The 25,397-nt window shown below is 66.7% G+C and carries 24 protein-coding genes; 12 read left to right on the plus strand and 12 right to left on the minus strand.

Annotation, left to right across the window (positions count from 1 at the left end; translation table 11 throughout):
• Positions 1-41 precede the first annotated feature (41 nt).
• The 3 genes from dapE to ASE64_RS17180 all read left to right on the plus strand — a co-directional run bounded on the left by dapE (position 42) and on the right by ASE64_RS17180 (position 2,637).
• Positions 42-1,178 (plus strand): succinyl-diaminopimelate desuccinylase, encoded by a 1,137-nt coding sequence (dapE, locus tag ASE64_RS11130; protein ID WP_055780330.1) that lies wholly within the window; start codon positions 42-44, stop codon positions 1,176-1,178.
• A complete protein-coding gene (locus ASE64_RS11135) occupies positions 1,175-2,386 on the plus strand; it encodes a mannosyltransferase family protein (protein WP_055780333.1) in 1,212 nt (403 codons plus the stop codon). The genes dapE and ASE64_RS11135 overlap by 4 nt, the downstream gene beginning before the upstream one ends.
• Before the next feature lie 77 nt (positions 2,387-2,463).
• On the plus strand, positions 2,464-2,637 hold the full coding sequence (locus ASE64_RS17180) for a DUF3117 domain-containing protein (RefSeq protein ID WP_078714890.1): 174 nt from the start codon (positions 2,464-2,466) through the stop codon (positions 2,635-2,637).
• Positions 2,638-2,725: 88 nt separating this feature from the next.
• Here the strand turns inward: ASE64_RS17180 and ASE64_RS11140 are convergent, their stop codons facing one another.
• Positions 2,726-3,358, minus strand: a complete 633-nt coding sequence (locus ASE64_RS11140; RefSeq protein ID WP_055780336.1) for an O-methyltransferase — start codon at positions 3,356-3,358, stop codon at positions 2,726-2,728.
• Between the two features lie 77 nt (positions 3,359-3,435).
• Here ASE64_RS11140 and ASE64_RS11145 point away from each other — a divergent pair, with 77 nt between their 5' ends.
• Together ASE64_RS11145 and ASE64_RS11150 are read left to right on the plus strand one after the other, a co-directional pair.
• Entirely contained in the window at positions 3,436-3,825 is a 390-nt protein-coding gene (locus ASE64_RS11145; RefSeq protein ID WP_055780338.1) for a twin-arginine translocase TatA/TatE family subunit, read from the plus strand.
• A gap of 30 nt (positions 3,826-3,855) precedes the next feature.
• Positions 3,856-4,083, plus strand: coding sequence for a hypothetical protein (locus ASE64_RS11150; RefSeq protein ID WP_055780341.1), 228 nt, complete (start codon positions 3,856-3,858; stop codon positions 4,081-4,083).
• Positions 4,084-4,130: 47 nt separating this feature from the next.
• Here the strand turns inward: ASE64_RS11150 and ASE64_RS11155 are convergent, their stop codons facing one another.
• From ASE64_RS11155 to ASE64_RS11170, 4 genes are all read right to left on the minus strand, one after another.
• A complete protein-coding gene (locus ASE64_RS11155) occupies positions 4,131-4,406 on the minus strand; it encodes a hypothetical protein (protein ID WP_055780344.1) in 276 nt (91 codons plus the stop codon).
• A gap of 108 nt (positions 4,407-4,514) precedes the next feature.
• On the minus strand, positions 4,515-5,723 hold the full coding sequence (locus tag ASE64_RS11160; RefSeq protein ID WP_055780347.1) for a P-loop NTPase: 1,209 nt from the start codon (positions 5,721-5,723) through the stop codon (positions 4,515-4,517).
• Positions 5,683-6,225: a DUF1003 domain-containing protein gene (locus tag ASE64_RS11165; protein WP_055780350.1), complete on the minus strand. Its 543-nt coding sequence runs from the start codon at positions 6,223-6,225 to the stop codon at positions 5,683-5,685. The genes ASE64_RS11160 and ASE64_RS11165 overlap by 41 nt, the downstream gene beginning before the upstream one ends.
• The gene (locus ASE64_RS11170; protein ID WP_055780353.1) at positions 6,212-7,555 is read right to left on the minus strand and encodes a magnesium transporter MgtE N-terminal domain-containing protein; all 1,344 of its coding nucleotides are present in this window, start codon (positions 7,553-7,555) and stop codon (positions 6,212-6,214) included. The genes ASE64_RS11165 and ASE64_RS11170 overlap by 14 nt, the downstream gene beginning before the upstream one ends.
• A 47-nt stretch (positions 7,556-7,602) precedes the next feature.
• On the opposite strand from ASE64_RS11170, the gene ASE64_RS11175 reads away from it, so the two are divergent.
• Positions 7,603-8,097 carry a general stress protein gene (locus ASE64_RS11175; protein ID WP_235480592.1) on the plus strand — a complete coding sequence of 165 codons (495 nt, stop codon included), beginning with the start codon at positions 7,603-7,605 and terminating at the stop codon, positions 8,095-8,097.
• 23 nt (positions 8,098-8,120) lie between these two features.
• Here the strand turns inward: ASE64_RS11175 and ASE64_RS11180 are convergent, their stop codons facing one another.
• Positions 8,121-9,602 carry an aminopeptidase P family protein gene (locus ASE64_RS11180; RefSeq protein WP_442853833.1) on the minus strand — a complete coding sequence of 494 codons (1,482 nt, stop codon included), beginning with the start codon at positions 9,600-9,602 and terminating at the stop codon, positions 8,121-8,123.
• A 28-nt stretch (positions 9,603-9,630) separates the two neighbouring features.
• On the opposite strand from ASE64_RS11180, the gene ASE64_RS11185 reads away from it, so the two are divergent.
• Positions 9,631-10,263 (plus strand): hypothetical protein, encoded by a 633-nt coding sequence (locus ASE64_RS11185; protein WP_055780359.1) that lies wholly within the window; start codon positions 9,631-9,633, stop codon positions 10,261-10,263.
• Complete coding sequence (locus tag ASE64_RS11190; protein WP_055780362.1) at positions 10,260-10,859, plus strand: hypothetical protein; 600 nt, start codon at positions 10,260-10,262, stop codon at positions 10,857-10,859. The genes ASE64_RS11185 and ASE64_RS11190 overlap by 4 nt, the downstream gene beginning before the upstream one ends.
• A 559-nt stretch (positions 10,860-11,418) precedes the next feature.
• Here ASE64_RS11190 and ASE64_RS11200 read toward each other — a convergent pair.
• Positions 11,419-12,699, minus strand: coding sequence for a hypothetical protein (locus tag ASE64_RS11200; protein ID WP_055780368.1), 1,281 nt, complete (start codon positions 12,697-12,699; stop codon positions 11,419-11,421).
• A 52-nt stretch (positions 12,700-12,751) separates the two neighbouring features.
• Between ASE64_RS11200 and ASE64_RS11205 the strand changes: the two genes are divergently transcribed.
• Complete coding sequence (locus tag ASE64_RS11205) at positions 12,752-13,621, plus strand: PHP domain-containing protein (protein WP_055780371.1); 870 nt, start codon at positions 12,752-12,754, stop codon at positions 13,619-13,621.
• A gap of 14 nt (positions 13,622-13,635) precedes the next feature.
• Here ASE64_RS11205 and ASE64_RS11210 read toward each other — a convergent pair whose 3' ends face one another.
• Positions 13,636-15,063, minus strand: coding sequence for a DEAD/DEAH box helicase (locus ASE64_RS11210; protein ID WP_055780374.1), 1,428 nt, complete (start codon positions 15,061-15,063; stop codon positions 13,636-13,638).
• Between the two features lie 231 nt (positions 15,064-15,294).
• On the opposite strand from ASE64_RS11210, the gene ASE64_RS11215 reads away from it, so the two are divergent.
• Complete coding sequence (locus tag ASE64_RS11215; RefSeq protein ID WP_055780376.1) at positions 15,295-16,008, plus strand: ferritin-like fold-containing protein; 714 nt, start codon at positions 15,295-15,297, stop codon at positions 16,006-16,008.
• Here ASE64_RS11215 and ASE64_RS11220 read toward each other — a convergent pair.
• The 3 genes from ASE64_RS11220 to ASE64_RS11230 are packed head-to-tail and all read right to left on the minus strand — an operon-like array spanning position 15,998 to position 17,754.
• Positions 15,998-17,218, minus strand: coding sequence for a kynureninase (locus ASE64_RS11220; RefSeq protein ID WP_055780379.1), 1,221 nt, complete (start codon positions 17,216-17,218; stop codon positions 15,998-16,000). The genes ASE64_RS11215 and ASE64_RS11220 overlap by 11 nt on opposite strands.
• 4 nt (positions 17,219-17,222) lie before the next feature.
• Positions 17,223-17,525 carry a hypothetical protein gene (locus tag ASE64_RS11225; RefSeq protein WP_055780382.1) on the minus strand — a complete coding sequence of 101 codons (303 nt, stop codon included), beginning with the start codon at positions 17,523-17,525 and terminating at the stop codon, positions 17,223-17,225.
• Between the two features lie 4 nt (positions 17,526-17,529).
• The gene (locus ASE64_RS11230) at positions 17,530-17,754 is read right to left on the minus strand and encodes a DUF3107 domain-containing protein (RefSeq protein WP_055780384.1); all 225 of its coding nucleotides are present in this window, start codon (positions 17,752-17,754) and stop codon (positions 17,530-17,532) included.
• Between the two features lie 170 nt (positions 17,755-17,924).
• Between ASE64_RS11230 and ASE64_RS11235 the strand changes: the two genes are divergently transcribed.
• The gene (locus tag ASE64_RS11235; protein ID WP_235480593.1) at positions 17,925-21,044 is read left to right on the plus strand and encodes an ATP-dependent helicase; all 3,120 of its coding nucleotides are present in this window, start codon (positions 17,925-17,927) and stop codon (positions 21,042-21,044) included.
• Complete coding sequence (locus tag ASE64_RS11240; protein WP_326939674.1) at positions 21,008-24,280, plus strand: ATP-dependent DNA helicase; 3,273 nt, start codon at positions 21,008-21,010, stop codon at positions 24,278-24,280. Before ASE64_RS11235 ends, ASE64_RS11240 begins: the two co-directional genes overlap by 37 nt.
• On the opposite strand, the gene ASE64_RS11245 is transcribed toward ASE64_RS11240, so the two are convergent.
• A complete protein-coding gene (locus tag ASE64_RS11245; protein WP_055780393.1) occupies positions 24,277-25,326 on the minus strand; it encodes a phosphotransferase in 1,050 nt (349 codons plus the stop codon). The genes ASE64_RS11240 and ASE64_RS11245 overlap by 4 nt on opposite strands.
• Positions 25,327-25,397: the final 71 nt, after the last annotated feature.

A 25,397-nucleotide genomic window follows, 5' to 3' on the forward strand; every position in this document is an offset into this window, starting at 1 on the left:
GTCGCCAGCTGTGTGCGACGTCGGCATCTAGGCTTGGCGGCATGACGGATTCTGCCACCGCCCTGACGTCGCCCCTCGATCTCGGCGCCACGTCGATCGCCCTGACGAAGCAGCTGTGCGACATGCCGTCGGTGTCGGGCGGCGAGACATCCATCGCCGACGCGATCGTCGCGAGCCTCGGTGAGTTCAGCCACCTCGAGCTGCATCGAGACGGAGACACCGTCGTCGCGAGAACCGACCTGGGGCGCGCCTCGCGCGTCGTGATCGCCGGACACATCGACACGGTGCCCATCAATGACAACCTGCCGACCCGCTACGAGACCCTGCCGGAGGGCTCGACGTACGGTGCTCCCGGCGAGTACCTGTGGGGGCGAGGAACCGTCGACATGAAGGGCGGAGTGGCGGTGCAGCTCAAGCTCGCGGCCGAGCTGACCGATCCCTCCGTCGACATCACGTGGATGTGGTACGACAACGAAGAGGTGTCGAGCGAGCTGAACGGCCTCGGACGACTGGCGAGAAACTCTCCTGAGCTGTTCGCAGGCGACTTCGCCATTCTCGGTGAACCGACCAATTCACTGATCGAGGGCGGCTGCAACGGAACGCTGCGGGCACAGTTACGAACGCACGGACTGCGCGCCCATTCCGCGCGCAGCTGGGTCGGCGACAACGCCATCCACTCCTTGGCGCCCGTCCTGGCGACATTGGCGTCGTATGAGCCCCGCCAGGTCGAGGTCGAGGGGCTCGTGTTCCGCGAGGGTCTGAACGCCGTCGGCGTCAGCGGCGGCGTGGCCGGCAACGTGATTCCGGATGCGGCCGCGGTGGAGGTCAACTACAGATTCGCGCCGTCTCGCTCCGGTGCGGAGGCCGAGGCCCACATTCGCGAGCTGTTCGACGGCTTCGACGTGACGATCGTCGATGTGGCCGAGGGGGCTCGGCCCGGTCTAGACGCTCCCGTGGCACGACAGTTCATCGACGCCGTGGGCGGGGTTCCGCTGCCCAAGTACGGATGGACCGACGTCGCGCGCTTCTCGGCGCTCGGCGTTCCCGCCGTGAACTACGGGCCGGGGGATCCGTTGAAGGCCCATGCCGACGACGAGCGGGTGCTCCTCAGCCAGATCACTGCCTGCGAAGACGGCCTGCGACGGTGGCTGAACGGAACAGCCGTCACGGGCGAATGATCACGCGCAGGCGCGCTGCGCTCATCCGGTACCGGGTCCTTCCCTGGTGGGCGCGAGTCGCACTCATCTATGTGGCGGCTCGAGTGGTCAGCACGGTCATCATCCTGGCCATAGCCGCCGGGCAGGGAGCCAACCCGTGGACGGGCGCGCATCCGTCGTACGTCGATTTCGCCACCATCTGGGACGGCCACTGGTATTTCATCGTGGCGATGACGGGGTATCCGGAACAGCTGCCGATCACCGTCGACGGGCACATCGGTGAGAATGCGTGGGCGTTCATGCCTGTGTACCCGTTCCTGGTCAGAGGGCTCATGATCGTCACCACGCTCTCGTGGCCTGTCGTGTCGGTGGCCGTGTCGGTGGTGGCCGGGCTCGGGGCGGCGCTCGTGTTCTACAAGCTGATGCTGCGGGTGCTGGGAGACTCGCAGACGGCCATGTTCTCGGTGGTGCTGTTCTGTGTGGCGCCGGTCTCCGCGCTCTTCCAGCTGTCGTATGCGGAATCGCTCTACACCTTCCTGCTCGTCGTCGGCCTCTATCTCGTCGTGCAGCGGCGGTACGGGTGGCTGATACCCCTGATCGCCGTCATGGCGCTCACGCGTCCATCGGGGCTGGCCTTCGCTCTCTTCCTCGGGCTCCACGTGATCGTGCGCCTCGTCACGCGGCGCGCCGACCCGTTCCCGTGGCCGGAACGGATCCTGGTGAGCGTGATCGCTGTCTTCAGCGCCGCCATGGGGCTCCTCTGGCCGGCGATCGCGGGCGTGGTCACGGGCGACCTCACGGCCTACACCGACACCGAGCTGGCCTGGCGGTCGGCCTACATCGGCTACCAGCACCTCGTGCCGTTCGCGCCGTGGTTCCAGGGGGCCAACTGGTGGCTGAACTCGCAGTCCGGCTTCCCGACGGGGGGAGCGGTGGTCGTGCTGCTGATCGTCGCCTTCGGCCTCAGTCTGTTTCTTCGCCCGGTCCGTCGGCTCGGGGCCGATCTGAGGCTCTGGGTCCTGAGCTACGGTCTGTATCTCCTCGCCGTCTTCTTTCCGCAGTCCAGCACTTTCCGGCTGCTTATGCCCATGTTTCCGTTGCTCGGTGCGGTGGCTCAGCCCAAGTCGCCGATCTACCGGGTCTCGATGATCGTCGTCTTCGTGGCCGCGCAGACAGGCTGGCTGCTGCTGTGCTGGGGCGTCGACGGTGCGGACTGGACCCCGCCGTAGACCTCGCGTCCAGAGGGGCGGCGGTGGAACCGCCGCGAAATAGCGGATAATAGAAGTTCACGACGAAAGGGAGCCGCATGGCCGCCATGAAGCCCAGGACCGGAGACGGACCAATGGAGGCTGTCAAAGAAGGACGCCTCATTATCGTGCGAGTGCCACTCGAAGGAGGCGGTCGCCTCGTGGTTTCGGTGAACGATGCCGAGGCGAAAGAGTTGCACGATGCTCTCGCGGGGGTAGTGACCCCCGCCTGATCTGGCTGCGTTCCAGAAACGCACCACACAGCGAAGCTCGGCGGCTGATCCGACGGGAGAACGGGTTCACACCCATTCTCCCCGACGATCAGTCGCCGACTTTTGTTATCTGCAGAAGTCCGTCGCCCGCGGGGGAGAGGGCCACCAGCACCGCGCTCGACTTCGAGAGCTCGGTGATGAGGGTGCGGAAATCCGTCGAGGTGTCGTCGCGCTGCGCGGGGTCAGCCACGCGGTCGCGCCAGAGAGCGTGGGGAACGGCGACCGTTCCTCCCTTGCGCACGAGTCGGAGACCGTGTTCGACGTATTCGATCACATTGTCGGTGTCGGCGTCGATCAGCACGAGATCGTAGGAGTTCTCATTCATCCGCGGCAGGACGTCGACCGCGCGCCCGGCGATGAGCCGGAAGCGATTGGCCGGGATGCCGTCTGCCAGGAATGCGGCGCGGGCGGCCTGCTGGTACTCGACCTCGGTGTCGATCGACGTGATCGACGCGTGGGGCGCACCCCGCAGCATCCATAGACCCGACACGCCGGCACCCGTGCCGACCTCGATGATCGCCTGAGCACCGGATGCCGCGGCGAGAACACCGAGTTGCGCGCCGATTGCGGGCGACACCGGATCGATGCCGAGTTCGAGCGAGTGCGCGCGAGCCTGCGCAAGCCCGGCCGGCTCCAGGACGATGTCCTCGGAGTACTTCCAATTCATTTCTTTACCTGACACGTCACTCTCCCGAAGGCAAGCATAGGTACTGGGCACCCTGTCAGACGCGAGCCACGCGGCGGAGGTAGTCTGTGAGGGTGTTCAACGGGTTGTCGTTCGAGAAGCTACTGCTCGTCGGAGTCATAGCGGTCTTCCTGCTCGGTCCGGACAAGCTTCCGAGTTACGCGGCGAAGCTCGGCCGCCTCGTCAGGACTCTGCGCGACTACGCCAACGGCGCCAAGGTGCGCATGAAAGAGGAGATGGGCCCGGAGTTCGACGACGTCGACTGGAAGAAGCTCGATCCGCGCCAGTACGATCCGCGCCGCATCATCCGCGAGGCGTTGCTCGAGGACGCTCCCGCCGCAGCAGCTCCGGTCATCAAGCCCGTATCGAGGCCCGAACCCGCGTACCTGTCTCGGCAGAAAGACGGTGTGGCGTCGCAGTCGTCGGAGGGCACGGCCACGCCGTTCGACTCGGAGTCGACCTGATTCTGCGGCCGAGGGCGGTAGATTGAGGGCATGACAAGCGACGTCGACGAGACAGACTCGGTCACCTCCCTCTTCTCTGGACCGGACGGTTTCGTGGTCACCGACGACTCCGTCTCTGCTGACTGGACGTCGTCGCCGTGGACACTCGCCGGCCTTGTGCTGGTGGGTTGCGTCGCGGTCACCGCGTTGCTCGTCGTCGTCATCCCGGTCGTGGCGGATCTCGTGCTCGGCTGGCTTCCCGCGATCGTCGTTCTCTAGGACGAAGACGCAGCCCTCTCCGGGAGCGTCCGCGTTCCATCGTCTCGTCAGAAGGTGATGCGCCAGAGATACTCGGTGCCGTCTGGCCGGAACCAGCGCACGACGACGATGCCCCGACGAGGCAGCTCCTCGCCGGTCACCACGAGCCTGACCTGGCGGCCGGGGTCGAGAATCAGCGGAGCGCTCGTGCGCAGGGCACCGGTTCCGAGCAGGCTGAACGACAAAGCGGTCAGGCGTTCGGAGCTGCGGTTGGTGAGCACGACAGCGTGCGGCGCGGTGCGCCTCTCGATGGCGAAGGGAACCGGATACGCGTCGTCGATCATGCGGGCAGGCTAGACGCACCGACCGACCCCGAAAGGCTGTTTCTTCCCCACGAGGGTCGATGCTGTGGATGGGCCTCGGCGTGCGGACTCTGGGGAGGATGAGTCGGCTCAGCGAGGGGAGACGCCGAGCCGGCGACCGGCCAGCTGACGTCCCCGGGTCGCGATCCGGTCTGCGACGGAGAGGATCGCGACGCTTGCCGGATCAGAGGGGTCTGCAAGCACCAGGGGATCACCCGTGTCGCCTCCCTGGCGCAGCCGAAGGCTCAGGGGAACCGATGCGAGCAAGGGAACAGGATCGTCCTGTCCCGCCGACAGCCGTCTGGCGACCTCCTCGCCACCACCCGATCCGAACAGGTCGAGAATCGAGCCGTCAGGCTGAGTGAGTGGACCCATGTTCTCGATGACTCCGAAGATGCGCTGACCGGTCTGTCGCGCGACGATGCCACTGCGCTCGGCGACATCGGCCGCCGCGGGCTGAGGAGTCGTCACGACGATGACCTCGGCGTTCGGGAGCAGCTGCCCTATCGAGATGGCGATGTCGCCCGTTCCGGGCGGAAGGTCGAGAAGGAGTACATCGAGGTCGCCGAAGAAAACATCCGTGAGGAACTGCTGAATCGTGCGGTGCAGCATCGGGCCGCGCCACGCCACCGCGCCGCCGGACGAGCCCGATCCGGGCGCCGAGTCGATGAACATGCCGATCGAGATGACCTTCACGTCTCGACCCACCGGGGGCAGGATCATGTCGCCGACGCGGGTCGGCTTCACCGCGAGCCCGTCATCGTCGACGAGACCGAGGATCGCGGGTATGGAGAACCCGTAGACGTCGGCGTCGACGATGCCGACCCGCAGCCCGCGGGCGGCGAGGGCCACGGCGAGATTCGCCGTCAGGGTCGATTTGCCCACCCCGCCCTTGCCGCTGGTGACCGCGTAGACGCGGGTCAGCGATTCGGGTCCGAACTGCACCGAACGATGGGCTCCCGAGCCTCGGAGTTTGTCGACGAGCGCTCTGCGCTCGTCGGAACTCATGATGGAGACGTCGACGTCGACCGTCGTCACGCCCGGAACGGAGGACGCCGCCGCCCGAACGTCTCGTTCGATGGTGTCTGCTGCCGGGCATCCGACGATGGTGAGCTTGAGATCGACGGACGCGCGACCCGCCTCGTCGACGTCGACGCCGCCGACCATATCGAGGTCGGTGATCGGCTTGCGGATCTCCGGGTCGATGACGCGCGCCAAAGCTTGCCGGACGGCCTCACCGAGCTGTGCGTCGGGCGCCTCAGACACTCGGTGATCCGGCTGCACGGCGACCCTCGGCATCCGGCTCGGCGTCGCGATCGAGTTCGTCGAGGAACGCACGCAACTCCGTGCGGATGAAGTCCTTGCTGGCCAGGTCTTTCATGGCGAGTCTGAGGGCGACGACCTCGCGGGCCAGGTATTCGGTATCGGCCAGATTGCGCTCGGCACGCTGCCTGTCCTGCTCGATCTGCACCCGGTCGCGGTCGTCCTGTCGGTTCTGCGCCAGCAGGATCAGAGGCGCGGCGTACGAGGCCTGCAGCGACAGGATGAGCGTGAGCGCCGTGAATCCTATCGCCGCGTCGTCGAACCGCAGGCCCTCGGGCGCCGTGGTGTTGTAGAACATCCATGCCACCACGAACACCGTGAGGATGACGAGGAACCAGGGCGTTCCCATGCCGCGGGCGATGGCCTCTGTTCCTCGGCCGAATCTGTCGCGGCTCTGCCGGTTGCGCCGGGGTATGACATTGCTGCGGAGGCCCTTGGGCGCGTCGAGGCGAACGTCTGAGCGGTTATTGCGTGCCATTGCCGGCCCTCCTTCGTGCGCCTATGCGTACTGGTCTCTTCGTGGGAACGGGGACTGTTCGTTCGGGGAAACGCGTCGGGGTGCGTTTCTCGTCGTCGCCGTCGTGACTTCGCCAGTCATCGGGCAGTAGATAGTCGAGGACATCGTCAATGGTCACCACCCCGACGAGTCGGTGGTTGTCGTCGACGACCGGAACGGACACGAGGTTGTAGCTCGCGAGGATGCGGGATACCTCGGCCGCGGACGTATCGGCCGTGACCGGGTCGAGGCTCGAGTCGAGCAGTGTGCCGAGGCGCTCGTGCGGGGGATAGCGGAGCATGCGCTGGAAGTGCACCATGCCGAGAAACCGTCCCGTAGGCGGCTCGTACGGGGGCAGGGTGACGCAGATCGCGGCGCCCAGCGCGGGGGCCATCTCCTGACGTCGGATGAGTGCGAGGCCCTCGGCGACCGTCGCATCGGCAGACACGATGATCGGCTCCGTGGTCATGAGACCACCTGCCGTGTCGGGTTCGTACGACAGCAGCATGCGCACGTCGTCGGCTTCCTCGGGCTGCATCAGGCTCAGCAGAGCCTCGCCGCGTTCACCGGACAGCTGCGCGATCAGGTCGGCCGCATCGTCCGGCTGCATCTGATCGAGCACGTCTGCGGCGCGGTCGTCGCCGAGCTGTCCGAGGATCTCGACCTGTTCGCTCTCGGGCATCTCTTCGAGAACGTCGGCGAGGCGGGCATCCGGCAGTTCTTCGGCCACCTCGAGCATGCGCGCCTGAGGAAGATCCATGAGCGTCGACGCGAGGTCGGCGGGCTTGAGATCGGAGTACGTCGCGATGAGCTGCTCCGCGGATTGGGCCTCGCCGCCCTTGGTCTGCTCGACGACCTCCCGCCAGAGCACGAACGAGGTCGCTCCCTTGGCGAACGGTGAACCGCCCGCCTTCGGCCGGCGCACGAAGAGCTGAGCGACCTGCCATTCGCCGGGGCCGACCTCTTCGATCGCGACATCTTCGACCGTGGCCTCGCCGCTGCCGTCGTTGAAGTCGAACTTGCGGCCGAGCATCTCGGCGATCACGCGCACCTCGCCGCCGCGCTGCGCGAAGCGGCGCACGTTGATGAGGCCGGTCGTGATGATCTGACCGCTGCCGATCGAGGTCACACGCCCGATCGACAGGAAGACGCGGCGTTTGCCCGGAATCTCCACGATCAGTCCGACGACCCGCGGCGACTCGGTTCTGCGGTACACCACGAGCACGTCGCGGACCTTGCCGAGTCGATCGCCGGCGGGGTCGAAGACGGTACACCCGGCCAGACGGGCGACGAAGACTCTGGTGGCACTCACACGTCTAACTTAGACCTTCCACATGAGGGTCATGGGAGGATGGTCCTGTGAGTAACCAGATGCCATTCGGCGGCCGTACGCCCAGCAATTCCGCGACGATGCCCAGGGGTGAGGTCGTTGCGACCTACGAGTCGTACGTCGAGGCGCAGAGCGCGGTCGACCGGCTCGCGCACGCCGATTTTCCGGTTGCCGAGGTCTCTATCGTGGGTAGCGACCTCAAGACGGTCGAGCGCGTGCTGGGCAAGCAGAGCTACGCCAGGGCTGCTGTCTCCGGGGCCCTGAGCGGACTGTGGCTCGGCCTGTTCTTCGGCTTCTTCCTCGTGATCCTGTCGCCGACGGCGACATCGCTCCCGTTCATCGCCGCGGCCAGCCTCATCGGCGCGGGCTTCGGAATGATCTTCCGCATCGTCACCTACTCGATCTCACGGAGACGACGGGACTTCACCTCGACCATGCAGGTGATCGCCACGAGCTACTCCCTCCTCGTCAGCCCGGATGTGGCCAACAAGGCGAAGAACGTGCTCGAGGCGCCCGCCGCCTGATCGACGAGCGCCCTCGCTCGAAACTAGCTCAGGCGAGCGATCCAGGCCTCGACGTCGTCTGCCGTACGCGGGATGTCGGCAGAGAGGTTCTCTGCGCCGTCGGCCGTGACGAGGATGTCGTCCTCGATGCGGACGCCGATACCCCGGAACGACTCGGGAACCGTCAGGTCATCCGGCTGGAAGTAGAGCCCCGGCTCGATCGTGAAGACCATTCCTTCCTCCACGATGCCGTCGATGTACATCTCCCGCCGTGCCTGGGCGCAGTCGTGCACGTCGATGCCGAGGTGATGGCTCGTGCCGTGCACCATGTACCGGCGGTGCTGCTGGTTGTCGGCCTCGAGAGCCTCGTCGGCCGAGACGGGCAGCAGACCCCACTCCGCGGTACGCCGAGCGATCACGGCCATCGCGGTGGCGTGGATCTCGCGGAACCGGATGCCAGGACGCACGATGGCGAAGGCCGCATCGGCCGCCTCGCGCACGGCTTCGTAGATGTCTCTCTGCACGGGGGAGAAGGTGCCGGAGATCGGTAGGGTGCGCGTGATGTCGGCGGTGTAGAGAGTGTCGACCTCGACCCCCGCATCGAGCAGCATCAGATCGCCAGGCACGACGGGCCCGTCATTGGTGGTCCAGTGCAGGATGCACGCGTGGGGTCCGGACGCGGCGATGGTGTCATAACCGACCGCATTGCCGTCGACCCGGGCGCGTGTGTTGAAGACGCCCTCGACCAGGCGTTCGCCGCGCTGGTGCGCAGAGATCTTCGGCAGGTCACGAATCACGTCGTCGAAGCCGCGCGCGGTGGCGGCCACGGCCAATCGCATCTGTTCGATCTCGAAGGAGTCCTTCACGAGGCGTAGCTCGGAGAGATCGCGGGCGAAGGCAGCGTCGAGCTCGTCGTCTGAGCCCGTCAGCAGATCGCCGGCCGCCTCGCGTACGATCCGGGTCGACGCATCCGCCGCCTGTCGAACGGCATCGAAGTCGGCGATGCCGCGGGTGGCGATCCCCAGGTCGCCGGCGACCTGGGCGAGTGACGGTCGGGCACCGATCCAGAACTCGCCGATCTCCGAGTTCGCGTAGAACTCGTCGGAGTCGCGCCCCGCCCGCTCACGGAAGTAGAGCGTCGCGTCGTGTCCACCGCCGGCCCGCGGGGCGAGCACCAGCACGGCTCCGGGCTCGCTGTCGGAGCCCCAGCCCGTGAGCCACGAGAACGCGGAGTGGGCGCGGAAGGGATAGTCGGTGTCGTTGGAGCGCTGCTTGCGATCACCGGCGGGAATGACCAGGGTCTCGTCGGGGTGCAGAGCCGAGATTGCGTCGCGGCGCGCCGCGGCGAAGGATGCCTCGGGCCGGGCCGGCGGGACGATGTCGGTTCGATCCGCCCACCCGCTGGCGATGAAATCGCGGAACGTCGTCGAGCCCGGGGTGGTGCTTCTGTTCGACGCTTCGGCTTGCGTCGGAGCGTCGGAGTTGTCTGTCTTCTGTGCGTCGGCCATGCATCTATTCTGAGCCATCGATTCGGGTGCCGAGTAAGTTAGACGCATGCCAGCCGTCCGTGACCGTTCGACGTCGCGTCTGGTCTCGCTGGTCGAGCGCGCCTCTCCCGCTCTCTACGTCGTCTCGGCGATCGTCGTCGTGCTCGGAACGGTCGCTGGATTCGGAGGGTTGAACACGGTGGCGAAGCCGCCGGTTGCGCAGGCGGCGAGCGGCGAGGTCATCGAGGGCAAGCAGCTCGATGTGACGATCACGGACGCGTTTCTCGCCGATGGGTTCGATCCGTACTTCGAGCCCGACGAGGGCAATCGGTTCCTCGCGGTACGAGCGCTGATCACCAACGTGTCGACGACGCCGATGGACAAGTCGAAGGACAACGTCCTGGTCGACGGTCTCACGGGTTCCAACGGCGACCCGCAAGCCGATGAGGTCATCCGTATCGGCGAGTCTTCGAGCAATGCCATGCTGCAGCCCGGGGTCTCGCAAGAGGTCGTTCTGCTGTGGCAGATCCCCGCCACCGACGAACGAGCCGGATCGACGATCACCGTGCACGTGCTCGACAAGACCTTCCGAAAAGGGTTCCTCTTCGACGACACGTGGGACAACCCCGTCGTCACGGCTGACGTCTCCCTCGTCGTGGGCGACCGAGGCTTCGACTTCGCGAAGGACGACGCCCGATGACGGCCCGCGTGCGAGTGACCCGACGTGGCGCGGTGTCGGCGCTGACGGTCGTCGTCGCGCTGACGGCCACGGTAGTGGTCTACGGGATCACGCCGCACGGCGACGACATCAATGCGCCTTTCAACGTGCGCGGCGACATCGGCGATGTCCTGACCGGCCGCACGCTCACGGGGTCGGTGACCGCCGTGCGCCTGGCATCGTCGATCGACGCCACGGCCGCCGACAGTGAGTGGACAGGCGAGACGACGGGAACCTGGGTCGTGGTCGACGCAGATATCGCGGCCAGGTTCGAACCCTCGTCGCTGTACCGACCGACCCTCACGATCGGCGACACGACCTACTACGCGACCGAACGTCTGCCTCTGGTGACGCTCGACGACGGCAGCGTCAGACCCGGCATCGCCTCGGCCGGGGTCATTCTGTTCGAAGTCTCCGACGAGGCACTGAGATCACCAGAGGCTGCCAGGGCCGAGATCGGCATCAATGCATCGTTTCAAGCGGTTCTCGACTCCCGCCTCGTCACGCAGGTCGATCTGACGTCGCTTCCCGTCGAAGCAGACGTCGCGGTGTCGCGGCCCCAAGAGAGGGTCCTGTGAGCGCGGAGCAGCCCGGCGAGCCGGCCCAGGCATCCGAGCCGGCGTGGTGGAGACGAAATCGTTGGCCGGTGCTGGCCCTCGCCGTGCTGCTGCCGGGAACACTGATCCTCACCACGTCGAGCGAGTGGTTCGACTACCAGAACGACCTCTATTCCCGCCCGATCGAGGTGGCCGGCGGTGACAGCGTCGTCTACGGCGGCGTCGAGTTCAGGGTCGACGACACGGTGCTCGTGCGCGGCGGAACAGAGGGTGGCGACGAGCTCGAACTCGAGCCCGATCTGGATCTGATCGTGGCGATTCTCGAGGTCACGCCGGGCGACGGACCCGTCGACTCGTGCAATCTCACCATCTCGGCGACGAGCCCGGAGCATCCGGAGAGACGCACCTGGAACGCCAACGTCGACCTGCCCCGCAAGTTCCCCTCGACCGGCGATGCGCAGACGACGTGCGCCGACTCTGAGGGCGCGCCCTACAGGCTCATCGTCGCCGCTACTCTTCCGGGCGGCGCCGCGAAGACGGGTTCGTGGGTGCAGATCGAGAAGCCCGGACTGTCACCGAACTACCTCGAGCTGGAACTCTCGCCGTCGGAGGTCTCGAGCGCATCGACGTCGGAAGACATGTCGTCGAGCGCCACATCGGCGGCGCGGCGAGACGACCTCAGGCAGAAGTCGAACGCGACCGCGAGCAGGCTGATGCGCACGGGCTCGACGAGGAGATCGATGAAGAAGCCGATCGGCTGATCGGTCGCCATCCACCACGCGTAGGGATGTGGGCCGATCGCCGCGTAGATTCCCGCGAGCACCCAGTCGCCGATGCTCACCCAGAGGGCGTAGGCGAAGACGTAGACGGCCAGAAAGACGATGCCGCCTCTCAGAATCACCCTGGCGCTCAGAAGCAGGGGCTTCGCTATCTCGATGGCGTCGTCGAACAAGGGTCGCGCACGGCGAGCCAGGCCGACTGGGGCGGAGTTCAGGGTGGCCCCGAGGAGCGGTCCTCGGGGGCGGTCGCGCCGGCGCAACTCGAGCCGCGAGGTCGTCAGCGAACGCACATAGACGACGCCGGCGACGAGAAGCCAGGCCAGGGCGAGAAAGACGATCTCACTGCTCGAGTTCCAGACCCAGGATGCGCCATCCCACGCGAGCCTCAGAGTCAGAGAATTCTCGACGAGTGTCTGACGCAGGTCGTCGAGAGACCGGATGAACTGGCGGCTGTCGATCCAGTCGGGTACGACGCTGAAGAGACTCGACAACACGTTGACCGCGATGAACACCCACACCGCTTCGAGGTAGACCGTGATGATCGAGGTCCACGCCGGCAACCGTGATCGCAGGCGTTTGAGGGCGAAGCGACCGACGAAGGCGATGATGGCCACCGCGACCGACCCAGGAGTGGCGGTGACGGCCAGCACGGTCGTGCCGGAGTCGGCGTAGGTGAAGAAGTTGTCGGACTCGATGGCGAGACCTGCGTACTGCAGGAGGTCTTGGCGCATGAGATCCATCGCCGAATACAACGCGAAGAAGACGAGCACGCTCGAGAGCAGAATGTCGCGGAAACCGAGGGCTGTCTCCTCGGCGGAGTCGTCGGTGACGTTGCCTTGCGCGAGCCGAGTGAAGGCGGGCATGGAGTCCCGGAGCACCAGAAACATGCCGATGTACGACACCAGCCTGGCCAGCACGGCGATCGGCAGAACGATCAGGCCCAGCGTCGCGTCGATCGCCCCGAGCTCGGCGGCGATACGGATGACGATCCAGCGCACGATCCAGCCGCCGAGAAACCAGACCAGCAGCATGGGCCACGTGCGGCCCGCGAGCCGGAGCACCTCGCGGATCGTCGACCTCATGCGCTCATCGTAGCGGCGAGCCCGTGCGTGCTCGAACTCGTACGATGGGCAGATGGCATCCGTATTCCCCCCAGGGCCGATCGATCTGCACACACACTCCAGTGCCTCGGACGGAACCGAGACTCCGGCCAGGCTCGTGCGCGCGGCAGCGGAAGCGGGACTGGGTACCGTGGCCCTCACCGACCACGACTCGACGGCCGGCTGGGAGTCGGCATCCGCTGAGGCTCGGAAGGCGGGAATCGCCCTGATTCCCGGAATGGAGCTGTCGACTCGCCGAGGCCGTGCAAGCATCCACATGCTCGCGTATCTCTTCGATCCCAACAGCGCCGGGCTGGTCGCCGAGACCGCGCGCATCCGGTCTGCCCGGCTTACCCGGGCGGAGGACATGGTGCAGGCCATCGCCGCAGATTACGACTTGAGCTGGGACGATGTGCTGGCGCAGACGCAGGACGGGGCGACCGTGGGGCGGCCGCACATCGCCGACGCTCTCGTCGCCAAGGGACACTCGGTGACGAGAAGCGATGCGTTCGCCGGAATCCTGCACTGGCAGGCCGGCTACTACCTTCCGCATTACGCGCCCGACCCGCTGACGGGGGTCGAACTCATCGTGGCGGCGGGCGGCGTTCCTGTCATCGCTCATCCCGCCACACACGGGCGCGATGGCGTCGTGAGCGAGAGGGAACTGTCGCGACTCGTCGACGCGGGTCTGTTCGGGCTCGAGATCGACCACCGCGAGAACACCGAAGACGGCAAGGCGCGGCTGCGAGAACTCGCGGCCCAATTCGACCTGGCGATCACGGGGTCGAGCGACTATCACGGCGAGGGAAAGCCCAACAGACTGGCGGAGAACCAGACCTCACCCGAGGTGCTCGAACGCCTCGTCGAGCGCAGCACGGGCTGGAAGCCCGTGCTGCCCGACTGACGAAACGGGTCGATCTACTCCGCGGCGCGTGGTGTGCGACGACGCGTGCGACGGCGAGGCGCGCTGTTGCCGTCGTGGTGCTCCGGGCCCGTGCCCGTGTGGGTTCCGGCACCGTCTGCAGACGTGGTGCGGGGAGCGTTCGCTGTACCCGACTCTGTGCCGGCGGAACGCGGCGCACGCGAGCGGGTGCGCGGGGGACGGGAGTCGCCCGAACCACGCGGGGCGCGGTCCGTGGCGGGCGCATCCGTCTTGGGCGAAGCGGGCCGCAGACGGCCCTTGGTGCCGGCCGGGATGTTCAGGTCGGAGAAGAGGTGCGGGCTCGACGAGTACGTCTCGGTCGGCTCCGGCTGGCCGAACTCGAGAGCACGGTTGATGAGCGCCCACTTGTGCAGATCGTCCCAGTCGACGAACGTCACGGCGATACCGGTCTTGCCGGCACGGCCCGTGCGACCGACGCGGTGCAGGTACGCCTTCTCGTCTTCGGGGATCGTGTGGTTGATGACGTGGGTCACGTCGAGCACGTCGATGCCGCGTGCTGCGACGTCGGTGGCGATGAGGATGTCTTTCTTGCCTGCCTTGAACGCCGCCATCGCACGCTCGCGCTGTTCCTGATTCAGATCGCCGTGCACTGCCGCGGCGTTGAATCCGCGGTCGTTCAGCTCTTCGACGAGCTTGGCCGCGGCGCGCTTCGTGCGGGTGAAGATCACGGTCTTGCCGCGGCCCTCGGCCTGCAGGATGCGGGCGATGACCTCGTCTTTGTCCATGTTGTGGGCGCGGTAGATGAGGTGGTTGATCTGCGCCTGTACCTGGCCCTCGTCGGGGTCGGTAGCCCGGATGTGGATGGGCTTCGTCATGAATCGGCGCGCGAGGGCCACGATCGGGCCGGGCATGGTCGCCGAGAACAGCATGGTGTGACGCGTCGCCGGGGTCTGCGCGAAGAGCTTCTCGATGTCGGCGAGGAACCCGAGGTCGAGCATCTTGTCGGCCTCGTCGAGCACCATCTCGCGCACGTTGGCGAGGTTCAGCAGTCGCTGGCCCGCGAGGTCGAGCAGTCGACCGGGGGTGCCGACGACGATCTGCGCGCCCGCCTTCAACTGCTCGATCTGGCCCTCGTAGGCCTTGCCGCCGTAGATGGACACGATCGTCGTGGGGCGGTTCGACGTGGCGAGTACGAGGTCTTCGGTCACCTGCACTGCGAGCTCGCGGGTGGGCACGACGACGAGCGCCTGCACACCGTTCTCCGGGGTGAGTCCGAGGCGCTGGATCAGCGGGAGGCCGAATCCGAACGTCTTTCCGGTGCCTGTCTTGGCCTGGCCGATGATGTCCTGGCCGTCGAGGGCGAGGGGGATCGTCTGGGTCTGGATGGGGAACGGCTCGAGGATGCCCTTGCTTGCAAGAGCGTCGGCCATGTCCTGGTCGATGCCTAGATCGGTGAAAGTCACTGTGTGATGCCCTGTCATGAATTATCGGGCTACGCCGCTGGGGAGAGTGGTCGAGGCGGGGATCGTGACCGGAGTGGTCCGTCCCCTGCGCGTCGAAGGCCGGCGATGGCGCCTGGCGGGCGGCGTAGACGCCCCGATTTGTGTCAGGGCTTCCCCGAGTTTACTGGATCGACACGAATAAGGGCGCGTTGGGTCCGTTGGCGGGTGCGGCGCGCCGCTAGGCTAACGAGGGTGTTCACGTTTCGCCGGCCCAAGGTGCGCCTCGAGGTGCCCCGCCTGAAGCCGCGCGGCGAGGCCGTGGCACTGCCGCGCGTCAATCTCGCCGAACTCACTCCGGCCCTGCTGCCGTACCTGGGCCAGGCCGCCTACATCCAGCTCTCGCTCTTCGAGTCGCTCTCGCGCATCGTCACGCAGGCGCCCACCGTCGCCCACAAGGAGTCTCTCGGCCCGGCCGCCGGTCAGGCGCTCGACAAGCACGAACGGCTGGTCGCCGAGATCCGTCGGCACGTCGCCGATCCGGCCGTCATCATGCAGCCGTTCGCTGCTGCGATCGACGACTATCGCGAGGTCGTCGCGGGGGCGACCTGGTTCGAGGCTCTCACGAGCCTCTACGTGAGCGCCGGCATCCTCGACGATTTCTTCATCCATCTCGCCGCCGGGCTCGAGAACGGGTCGGGTCCGCGCATGGTGCAGATCCTCGACGCCGAGACCGGCCGGCACGCGATCGCCACGATCGTGGCAGACGGCATCGCGACCGATCCAAAGCTCGGATCGCACCTTGCCATGTGGGGTCGCCGCGTGGTGGGAGACACTCTTCTCGTCGCCCGCTCCGCCATCCACCACACAGACAACCGCAACTCCGACGAGCAGCGCATCGAACCGGTGTTCACCGAGGTCATCGCGGCACACACCCGCCGCATGGACGGGCTCGGGCTCACAGCCTGACGAGTTGCTCTCGCACGGCCTCGAGGCCGTTCCAGAGCTCGACGTGACTCGTCGACAGAGGAGACAGTCCCAGGCGCATTCCCTGAGGGGCGCGGAAATCGGGGATGACGCCACGGCGCCACAGCTCGGCGGTGATCTGTTTGAATGCGGGATGCTCGATGGTCACGTGACTGCCCCGGCGTTCTGCCTCGCGCGGGGTCGCGACCTCGACGCCCCAGGATGCGGGCCAGTCGTCGACGGCATCGATGGCGAAGCGGGTCAGAGTCTCCGACTTCGCGCGGATCGCCGCCATCCCCACCTCGTCGATGAGCTCGACCATGTCACGAAGGGCCTGCATGCCGACGATCGACGGCGTGCCGCTAAGGAACCGCCGCATGCCTGACGCGGGGGAGTAACCGGGGCCCATCTCGAATGGCGCAGCGTGCCCCATCCATCCCTGGATCGGCTGAGACAGGTCACTCTGCAGGTCGCGGCGAACGTAGACGAAAGCAGGCGATCCCGGGCCACCGTTCAGATACTTGTAGGTGCATCCGACGGCGATGTCGACGCCCCACGCGTCAAGCTCGATGGGCACGCTCGCAACCGAATGGCAGACATCCCACAGCACGAGCGCGCCGGCGTCGTGCGCGAGCGCCGTGAGCGCGGGCACATCGGCCAGGAACCCCGATCGGTAGGCGACCTGCGACAGGAGCACCAGGGCGGTGTCGGAGCTCACCACGGCCTCGAGGTCGGCGGGGGAGACGCCGCCCCGCGTGTCGGACTCGATCCATCTGAGAGAGAGGCCGCGCTCGGCGGCGATGCCCTCGACGAGATATCGGTCTGTCGGAAAGTTGTCGGTATCGACGACGATCTCGGTGCGACCGGGCCGCGCGTCGACAGCCGCGCGAATGAGCTTGTAGAGGAGCACGGTGGTCGAATCGCCCACAGCGACCTGGCCCGGAGCGGCTCCGAGGGTCGCTGTTCCGATCCGGTCTCCGACGGCGAGCGGCAGATCGAACCACTCTTCGTCCCAGCCACGGATCAGACGTTGGCCCCAGGCATCCGATGCGAACGACGCGAGTCGCGCGGCGCTGCTCAGAAGAGGACGGCCGAGGGAATTGCCGTCGAGATAGGAGACGATGCTCGCGTCATCGGCGCCGACGAACAGGTGGCGCCGCGCCGCCAGAGGGTCGCGTGCATCGAGCTGCTCGGCCTCGGCGAGGGATGCCATCGGATCAGTTCGCGGCGGACGGCGTGCGGAGCAGGTTGAACCGAGCCATGTCTGCACGCTCGCGGGAGCTGCCAATCGCGCGATCCGCGATGGTCACCACCGCAGCGGTGACGACGAGACTGATCACCCAGATCCAGCCACCGTCCCACGGCAGGCCTGCCCAAGTGAGGGCGACCCAGATGACGGACGCCACCGCCGCGCCGATCGACGGAATGAACGCAACTCCGTGGTTCTCGCGGCGCGGCAAGCTGTAGCGCGCGATCAGGCCCAGAATGGCGCCGCCGAGCGTGATGAAGAGCAGCTCCATGAGGCTAGAGGACGAAACCGACTCGTCGTGCCTCTTCTGCGCCGATCTCGACGTAGCTGAGGGTCGTCGCCGGAACGAGGTAGACGGTGCCCTTGACGTCGGTCAGCGACAGGTGGCCGGAGGCTCCGCTCAGAACCTCGGCGACGGCCTTCTCGATGTCGGCCGGGGACTGGCCCGACTCGAAGCTGATCTCGCGGGGGGAGTGGGCAATGCCGATTCGAATATCCACCAGGGCTACCTTTCACAAGTGCTGCGGCCCGCTCTGGGGCCATGCGTCCAGATTAGGACAGAATCGCGAGCCGTCACGCCGATCCGAGACTCCGGCGACTCGCCGATAGCGAACAGGCTCGATGCCGGGGATGCCGACCTGTGTCGGCGGCACACGTTAGCTTTGCTCTCGTGGAATTTGATCGGCCCTACGCCAGCGACCCCGCGCAGTTGCGCGTCCTGGCGCTCGGCGACTCGGCCAGCTGCGCCGTCATAGGCGCGCCGGGCACAGGCAAGACAACGACGTTGGTCGAGCTGCTCTGCCATCGCGTGCACGACGGCGGATTCTCGCCCGATGAGGTTCTCGTGATCACCCCCACGCGTGCATCGGCGACGGCCCTGAGAGATCGCCTCGCCCTTCGCATGGCGGTGCCGTCGAACGGCCCGCTCGCTCGAACGGCGAATTCGATAGCTTTCCAGATTGTGCGGGGAGTGGCGGCCGTGCGCGGCGATGAGCCGCCCGTTCTCCTGACCGGCGCAGAACAAGACCAGATCATCTCCGAGCTGCTCGACGGTGACATTGCCGACGCGTCCGGCCCTTCCTGGCCCGACCATCTCGCAGAGGACGTTCGGCGTCTTCGAGGGTTCCGCACCGAGTTGCGCGACCTCATGATGCGCGCTGTCGAGACGGGCACATCCACAGATCGGCTCGCGACGCTCGCCGAGTCTGCAGGTCGGCCGGAGTGGGCGGCCGCCGCGCAGTTCATCGAGGGGTACGACCGGGTCAAGACCAGTTTTCGCGACCGCAGTTTCGATTCCGCCGAACTCGCTCGAGAGGCAGCTGTGCTGCTGCGGGCGGCGGAGTCGGCGCCCGACGAACTCGAAGCGGCGGTCGGATCGCTCGCGCGGCTGCGACTCCTGGTGCTCGACGACGCACAGGAGTCGACCCTCGCCACCCTCACTCTGGTCCGCGAGTTCGCGCGTCGGGGCGTGGCCGTCGTGGCGTTCGGAGACCCCGACATCAGCACCGGCACGTTCCGCGGAGCGCACCCGGACACCCTCGCTCGACTGGGCGACTATCTCGGTGTGTCGACCGAACCGCCGATCGTGCTCGACACGGTGCATCGGCACGGTGCCCAGCTGCGGTCGCTCGTGGCCGACGTCACCGGCCGAATCGGCACCGCGCGCGCGGGCAGCCAGCGCCGAGCGGTTGCGGCCGGCGAGGCCGCGCACTCCCGTGTGCGACCGGGTGTCTCCACGGTTCTCGCCACGAGCCCGTCCGACGAGATCGGAGTGATCGCGCGCCGTCTTCGCGAGGCGCACGTGTTCGAGAACGTCGCATGGGACGACATGGCGGTGATCGTTCGCAGCGGATCGCAGATCGCGCCTCTCGAGAGGGGGCTCGCCGCTTTCGACGTGCCGACTCGCGTGTCCCGGGCCCGTGTTGCGCTGAGAGACGAACCCGTGGTCCGCGCCTTCGCCTCCATTCTCGAAGTCGCGCTCGGGCGCCGCGAGCTCACGGGCGACCTCGCCGAGTCGCTTCTGTTGAGTCCGCTGGCGGCCTCCGACGCAGTGCTCCTTCGGCGGCTGAAGCGCGCTCTTCGGCAACTCGAGTTCGAGGCCGGCGGGCACCGTACCGGGTCCGAGCTGCTGGTCGACGCTCTGCAGATGCCGCTGGTCCTCGCTCGAATCGAGCCGCGAGTGGGTCGCAAGGCGCGTCTCCTTGCCTCGATGATCGACATCGCACGCAAGGCCGCTTCCACCGAAGCGAGCGTCGAAGAGCTGTTGTGGCAGATCTGGGAGACGAGCGGCCTCGCGGAGCCCTGGCGCGCGCAATCCCTCGGAACTGGCCTCATCGCCGACGAGACGTCGCACGAACTCGACGCCGTCGTCGCACTCTTTTCATCGGCCAAGAGGTTCGTCGAGCGGTCGCCTGAGGCTCCGGCGACCGTGTTCCTCGAGCAGCTGCTCGACGTCGACGTTCCCGAAGACACTCTGGCGAGGGCGGCTACCGCTCGGGCGGTCACCGTCACCTCACCGGCCGGCGCCGTCGGCACGCAGTTCGCCCTCGTCGTGGTGGCAGGGGTGCAGGAGAACGTCTGGCCCAACCTGCGAATACGGGGCACCCTGCTCGGGGCCGATGCCCTCGAGGGGGCGAGGCGAGGCGAGGCGCCGGCTGTGCTCGATCAGAGAACGGCTGTGCTCCATGACGAGCTCCGTATGTTCGCCCAGGCCATCTCCCGCGCCTCTGCCGAGCTGCTGGTCACCGCGGTCGACGACGACGATTCGTCACCGTCACCTCTCTTCCGGCTGCTCCCCGAGCCTGTTCCCGGGGCCATATCCCGCACGCCGCTGTCTCTTCGTGGCCTCGTAGGGGTCCTTCGACGATCGGTCGCTACCCGAGGTGACTCGCAGTCGGTGTCGGCACTCGCCACTCTCGCGCGTGAGGCCGTGCCCGGTGCGCATCCGGCCGAGTGGTACGGACTCGCGGGGGCGAGTTCGTCGGAGCCGCTCGTCGATCTGTCCGACGAGGAGTCCCGGGTCACCGTCTCGCCATCGCGCATGGAGTCCTTCGAGACCTGCCCGCTCAACTGGCTGATCGATCATCTCGGGGGAGGATCGTCGAACACCTCGTCGCAAGTGGGAACGTTGATTCACGAGGCCATGGAGACGAGCACGACGTCGGACGCCCCCGACACGAGCGAAGAGGCGCTGTTCGATCTCGTCGACTCGCGATGGAGCGAACTGTACTTCGAATCGTCGTGGCTCAGCGAGATCAAACGTCGAGAGGCCAGGCAGCTCGTCTCCCGCCTGTCGACGTATCTCGCCGAGTTCGACCGCCAGGGCGGAACGCTCCTCGGCGCGGAATCGAAGTTCGAACTCGAGGTCGACCAGGCGGTTCTCAGAGGCACGATCGATCGGGTCGAGCTCTACCCCGACGGATCAGTGGTGATCGTCGATCTGAAGACCGGCAAACGCGCCTACTCCGCCTCGGAGATCGGCGAGAACGCGCAACTGGGGGCGTATCAGCTCGCGTTCGATGCGGGCCTGATCGAGGGAGTGCCCGCCGATGCCATGTCGGGCGGGGCACGACTCCTCATCGTGTCGAAATCGTCACGGGGTAAGAATTTCGTCGACCATACTCAGGCCCCCCGATCGTCCTCCGAACTCGAGGAGTTCCGGCGACGCATCATCGCCGATGCGTCGGGCATGGCCGGCTCGCACGTCGAGGCTCGCATCGGATCTCACTGTCTCGATCCGTGGTCGCATGGCGCGTGTCGTATACACGTGATCCGGGCGGTGAGCGCATGATCGGCGCGGTCGAATTGGCCGAGGCCCTGGGCATGCCCCGCCCCACCGAGGAGCAGTGCGCGGTGATCGAGGCGCCCCTCGTCCCGTCTCTCGTCATCGCCGGCGCCGGGAGCGGCAAGACGGCGACGATGGCGAACAGGGTCGTCTGGTTGCTGGCGAACGGTCAGGTTCAGGTCAACGAAGTCCTCGGGCTCACCTTCACTCGCAAAGCGGCCGGCGAATTGAACACCCGCATCACAGGGCACATCGATTCGTTGCGCAGGGCGGGGCTGCTCCCCGCCGCCGCCGTCCCGGCCGCGGGCGGGCTCGACGGCGCCACCGACTCGCGTGACCTCTTCGACCGGCCCACTGTGTCGACCTACAACTCGTTCGGCAACACGATCTTCAGAGACAACGCGCTGCTCGTCGGACGCGAACCGGAGTCGGTGCTCCTGGGGGAGAACGCAGCATGGGGCCTCGCTCGACGGGTTCTGCTCGCGGAGGGCGACGAGAGGCTCGTGCCGCTCGGCAAGAGCCTCGATCAACTCGTCGAAGCCGTGCTCTCGCTCAGCTCAGAGTTGAGCGAGAACGTGGTCGATGCCGCGGGCGTGGCCGGGCTGGCCGAGAGATTCACGTACCTGGCAGACCTTCCCTACACAGAGGGCAAGGCGAAGTCGACTCCGTACGCGTCGATAGGCGCCGCTATCGAGCCCGTCAGCGCGCTTCCCCTGCTCGTCGATCTCGCCAGATCCTACGCTCGGCAGAAGCAGGCGAAGGGCCTCGTCGAGTTCTCCGACCAGGTGGCGCTGGCGCTCGAGATCTGCATGCGCAATCCGCAGATCGTCGACGAATATCGCTCGCGTTTCTCCGTGGTGCTTCTCGATGAGTATCAAGACACGTCCGTCGTGCAGACGCGTCTGCTCGCCAGACTCTTCGGAGGCCACGGCGTCATGGCCGTGGGTGACCCGCATCAGTCTATCTACGGGTGGCGAGGCGCCAGCGCCAGCAACCTGGGATGGTTCGGACGCGACTTCGGCTCCGGTACCGTTCCGACCTTCTCGCTGTCGACGAGTTGGCGCAACTCGCGCTCGGTACTCGACGCGGCGAACACCCTCGTCGAGCCGTTGCGCAGAGATGCTCCCGTCGACGTGCATCGCCTGAGACCGCGACCCGAAGCACCCGCGGGCAGTGTCGAGTACCGCTTCCTCGAGACTCGCGACGACGAGGCCGAAGCGGTCGCGGACTGGCTCGCTCAGCAGTTCGCATCGCACGCGTCGTCTGACGACACCGGCAAAGAACCGCCGTTGTCCGCTGCGATGCTGTTTCGGGTTCGAAGCCACATGGATTTCTTCGCGGCTGCTCTCGACCGTCGAGGGATCCCGTTCCACATCCTCGGTGTTGGCGGACTCTTGAGCTCGCCCGAGGTGGTCGACGTCGTGAGTGCCCTCCGGTCAACCCACGACCCTTCAGCGGGCTCGTCGTTGATCAGGCTTCTCTCCGGTGCCCGATGGAACATCGGAGTGCGCGATCTCAGGGCCCTGACCGAGGTCGCGAGCTGGCTCGCCGCTCGAGACTCCTTTCACCGCGCCGTGCCCGACGACGTCAAGCGCAGCATGCGCGAATCGGTGGCGCCCGACGATTCGGCATCGATCGTCGACGCCCTCGATTTCGTCACGGAGCATGCGTCGACGCACCATCAACTCGAGCGCTTCTCCGAGCAGGGGCTCGAACGCCTGCGACACGCTGGGCGCACCCTGGCCACATTCCGCGCCCGCGCGAATCTCCCTCTCATCGATTTCGTGCGCTTCGTCGAGCAGCAGCTGCTGCTCGACGTCGAACTCGCCGCCAACGAGCGGGTCGCGGCGAGCGGCGGCTCCCGCGGAGCGCTCGATGCGTTCCACGACGAGATCGCCTCGTTCCTGGCCGGAGACGACGAGGGAACCCTCGGCAGCTTCCTCGCCTGGCTCGACCGGGCAGAGAAGCGAGACGACCTGAGTCCTCGCACCGATGAGCCGGAGCCGGGAACCGTGCAGCTGTTGACGATCCACGGGTCGAAGGGCCTGGAGTGGGACGTCGTGGCCGTGCCCAGGTTGGTCGCCGATGAGATTCCAGCCCAGAGCAAAGAAGGAAAAGGGTGGCTCCGTTTCGGAGTCCTGCCCTACGAGTTCAGGGGCGATGCCTCATCGCTGCCATCGCTCGAGTGGCGCGGCCTTGCGTCGCAACAGGCCTTCGACAACTCGGTGAAGACCTTCCAGGCCCAGCTCGCGGCGAAACACCTGGCAGAGGAGCGGCGACTCGTCTACGTCGCAGTCACCCGCGCGCGCAACTCGCTGCTGCTCACCGGCTCGTTCTGGGCCACGCAGTCGAAGCCGCGCCGCGCGTCGACCTTTCTGACCGAACTCGCGCACTCCGGTCTGATCGATGACGTACCGGAGTATCCCGAGAACGAAGAGAACCCGCTCGAGGGCGAGGGTCTCACTGCACGATGGCCCCTCGACCCCCTGGGCGCTCGACGTGGCCGCGTCGAGCAGGCCGCCGAATCGGTGCTCGAGCGCATCCAGAGCCCGCAGCCCCTCACGGCCGGCCGGTGGCAGCGCGACCTCGACCTGCTCCTGGCCGAACGTGACCGACAGGTCGAGGAGGCGGGTCACGCACCGGTTCCCAACCGAATCGCTGCCTCGCGGTTCAAGGACTACGTGACCGATCCGCACGCCGTCGCGCGATCGCTTCGCCGCCCGATGCCCGAGAAGCCGTTCCGGCAGACACGACTGGGCACGCGTTTCCATTCGTGGGTCGAGAGTCGCTACGGCATGGCGGGTAGCGCGGAGTTGATCGATGTCGTGGCAGGCGAAAGCGACCAGGCAGCCGACGAGCTTCCGCTCGAGCAGTCGCAACTCGACGCCCTCAAGGCCACGTTCGAGGCGTCACCGTGGGCCGACAGACAGCCGCTCGAGGTCGAGATCGAGATCCACCTGGTGCTCGGAACCCAGGTCGTGGTCTGCAAGATCGACGCGATCTTCGCCGAGGGCGAGCGTTACCAAGTGGTCGACTGGAAGACGGGAAAAGCACCGACGACGCCCGAAGACCTCGAGGTGAAGCAGCTGCAGCTCGCGCTCTACCGTCTGGCCTACGCCAAGTGGAAGGGCATCGACCCTGACTTGATCGACGCGGTCTTCTACTTCGTCGCAGACGACACAGTCATCGCACCCGAGCAGCTGTTCTCAGAGAAACAGCTGCTCGAGCTCTGGCCGTTCTAGTCTTCCGAGATTCCACTCACCCGCGTGCTGTCGCGCGCAGAGGACACGTCGGCGCGCGGTGTGCGACGCAACATCTCCTCGACTTCTTCGACGGCCATGATCTGGCCGGTGTCGGTAGACAGAGGATTCAGCATGTCCGATTCCACGCTCACAGACAGGCCCGCCAGCATCGTCTTCGCATCGGAGATGATCGTCTCGTCGTGCTTCTCGGTGCCGTGCAGCAGCCACTTGGCGATCTCGAGCTCGGCGTACAGGCGCGCCCGCTTTCGTAGCTGACGGTCGACCGGCGTGCTGCGGCCCAGGTTGTAGGCGCCGAAGACGCGGGTCGCCAATTGTTCGCTGGGGGCCGAGCTGAGCCAGAACAGATCCGACGCGGGGTCTCCGACCTGCAGCTGCGACCACCCCAGCACTCCCGTCACCGCATCACCGGCGATGAGAAAGGATTCGGGCGAGAGCGATCCGTGCACGACGGTCGGCTGGAACTGCCAGAGTGCGCTGTCTTCGAGCGCCGTCGACCAGCGTGCAAGCAGATCAGAGGGCACTGCGCCGGTGGCGGCTGCCCTGTCTTTGGTGATGCGGGCGAGACGCGCCGCATCGGCCGCCGTCTGCACCGGAAGTCCCGAGTCGGTGACGAGCGATGTCGGCAGAGAGTGAATGGATGCGATGGCGCGCCCGATCGACTCGGCCACCGGATCGGCCGCGTCGAGTTCGGCCAACACGGCGGGGTTGCCGGTGATGTAGCCGTAGACGATCGCGCGCGTGTTCGCCACCGGTGTCTGGCCCTCGACCTGAGGAACATCGAACGGAAGACGGCCTCGGAATCCGGCCGTGAGGGCGTTGAGGGCGACGAGGTCGCGAGACTGCTCGGTCTCGGCATCTTGCGACGTCGGCACTCGAACGATGAGTTCGTTGCGGTCGCGCAAGGTGACGACGGCGGAGTCGTAACGCCCGCCCGTACCTGTGCCGATTGGCCTGGTCGAGACGATGTCAGCCCCGGGAACGGCCGCGGTCGAGAGCGCGGCTAGAGTGAAGTGGGATCTGGCCATACCAACAGGGTAGGGCTGGCATCTTCTCAGAGGTGCGTTCGCCACGCACGATTGGTTCATATGACTTCCAC

It is taken from the genome of Agreia sp. Leaf210 (genome assembly GCF_001421485.1).
Classification (GTDB): Bacteria; Actinomycetota; Actinomycetes; order Actinomycetales; family Microbacteriaceae; genus Agreia.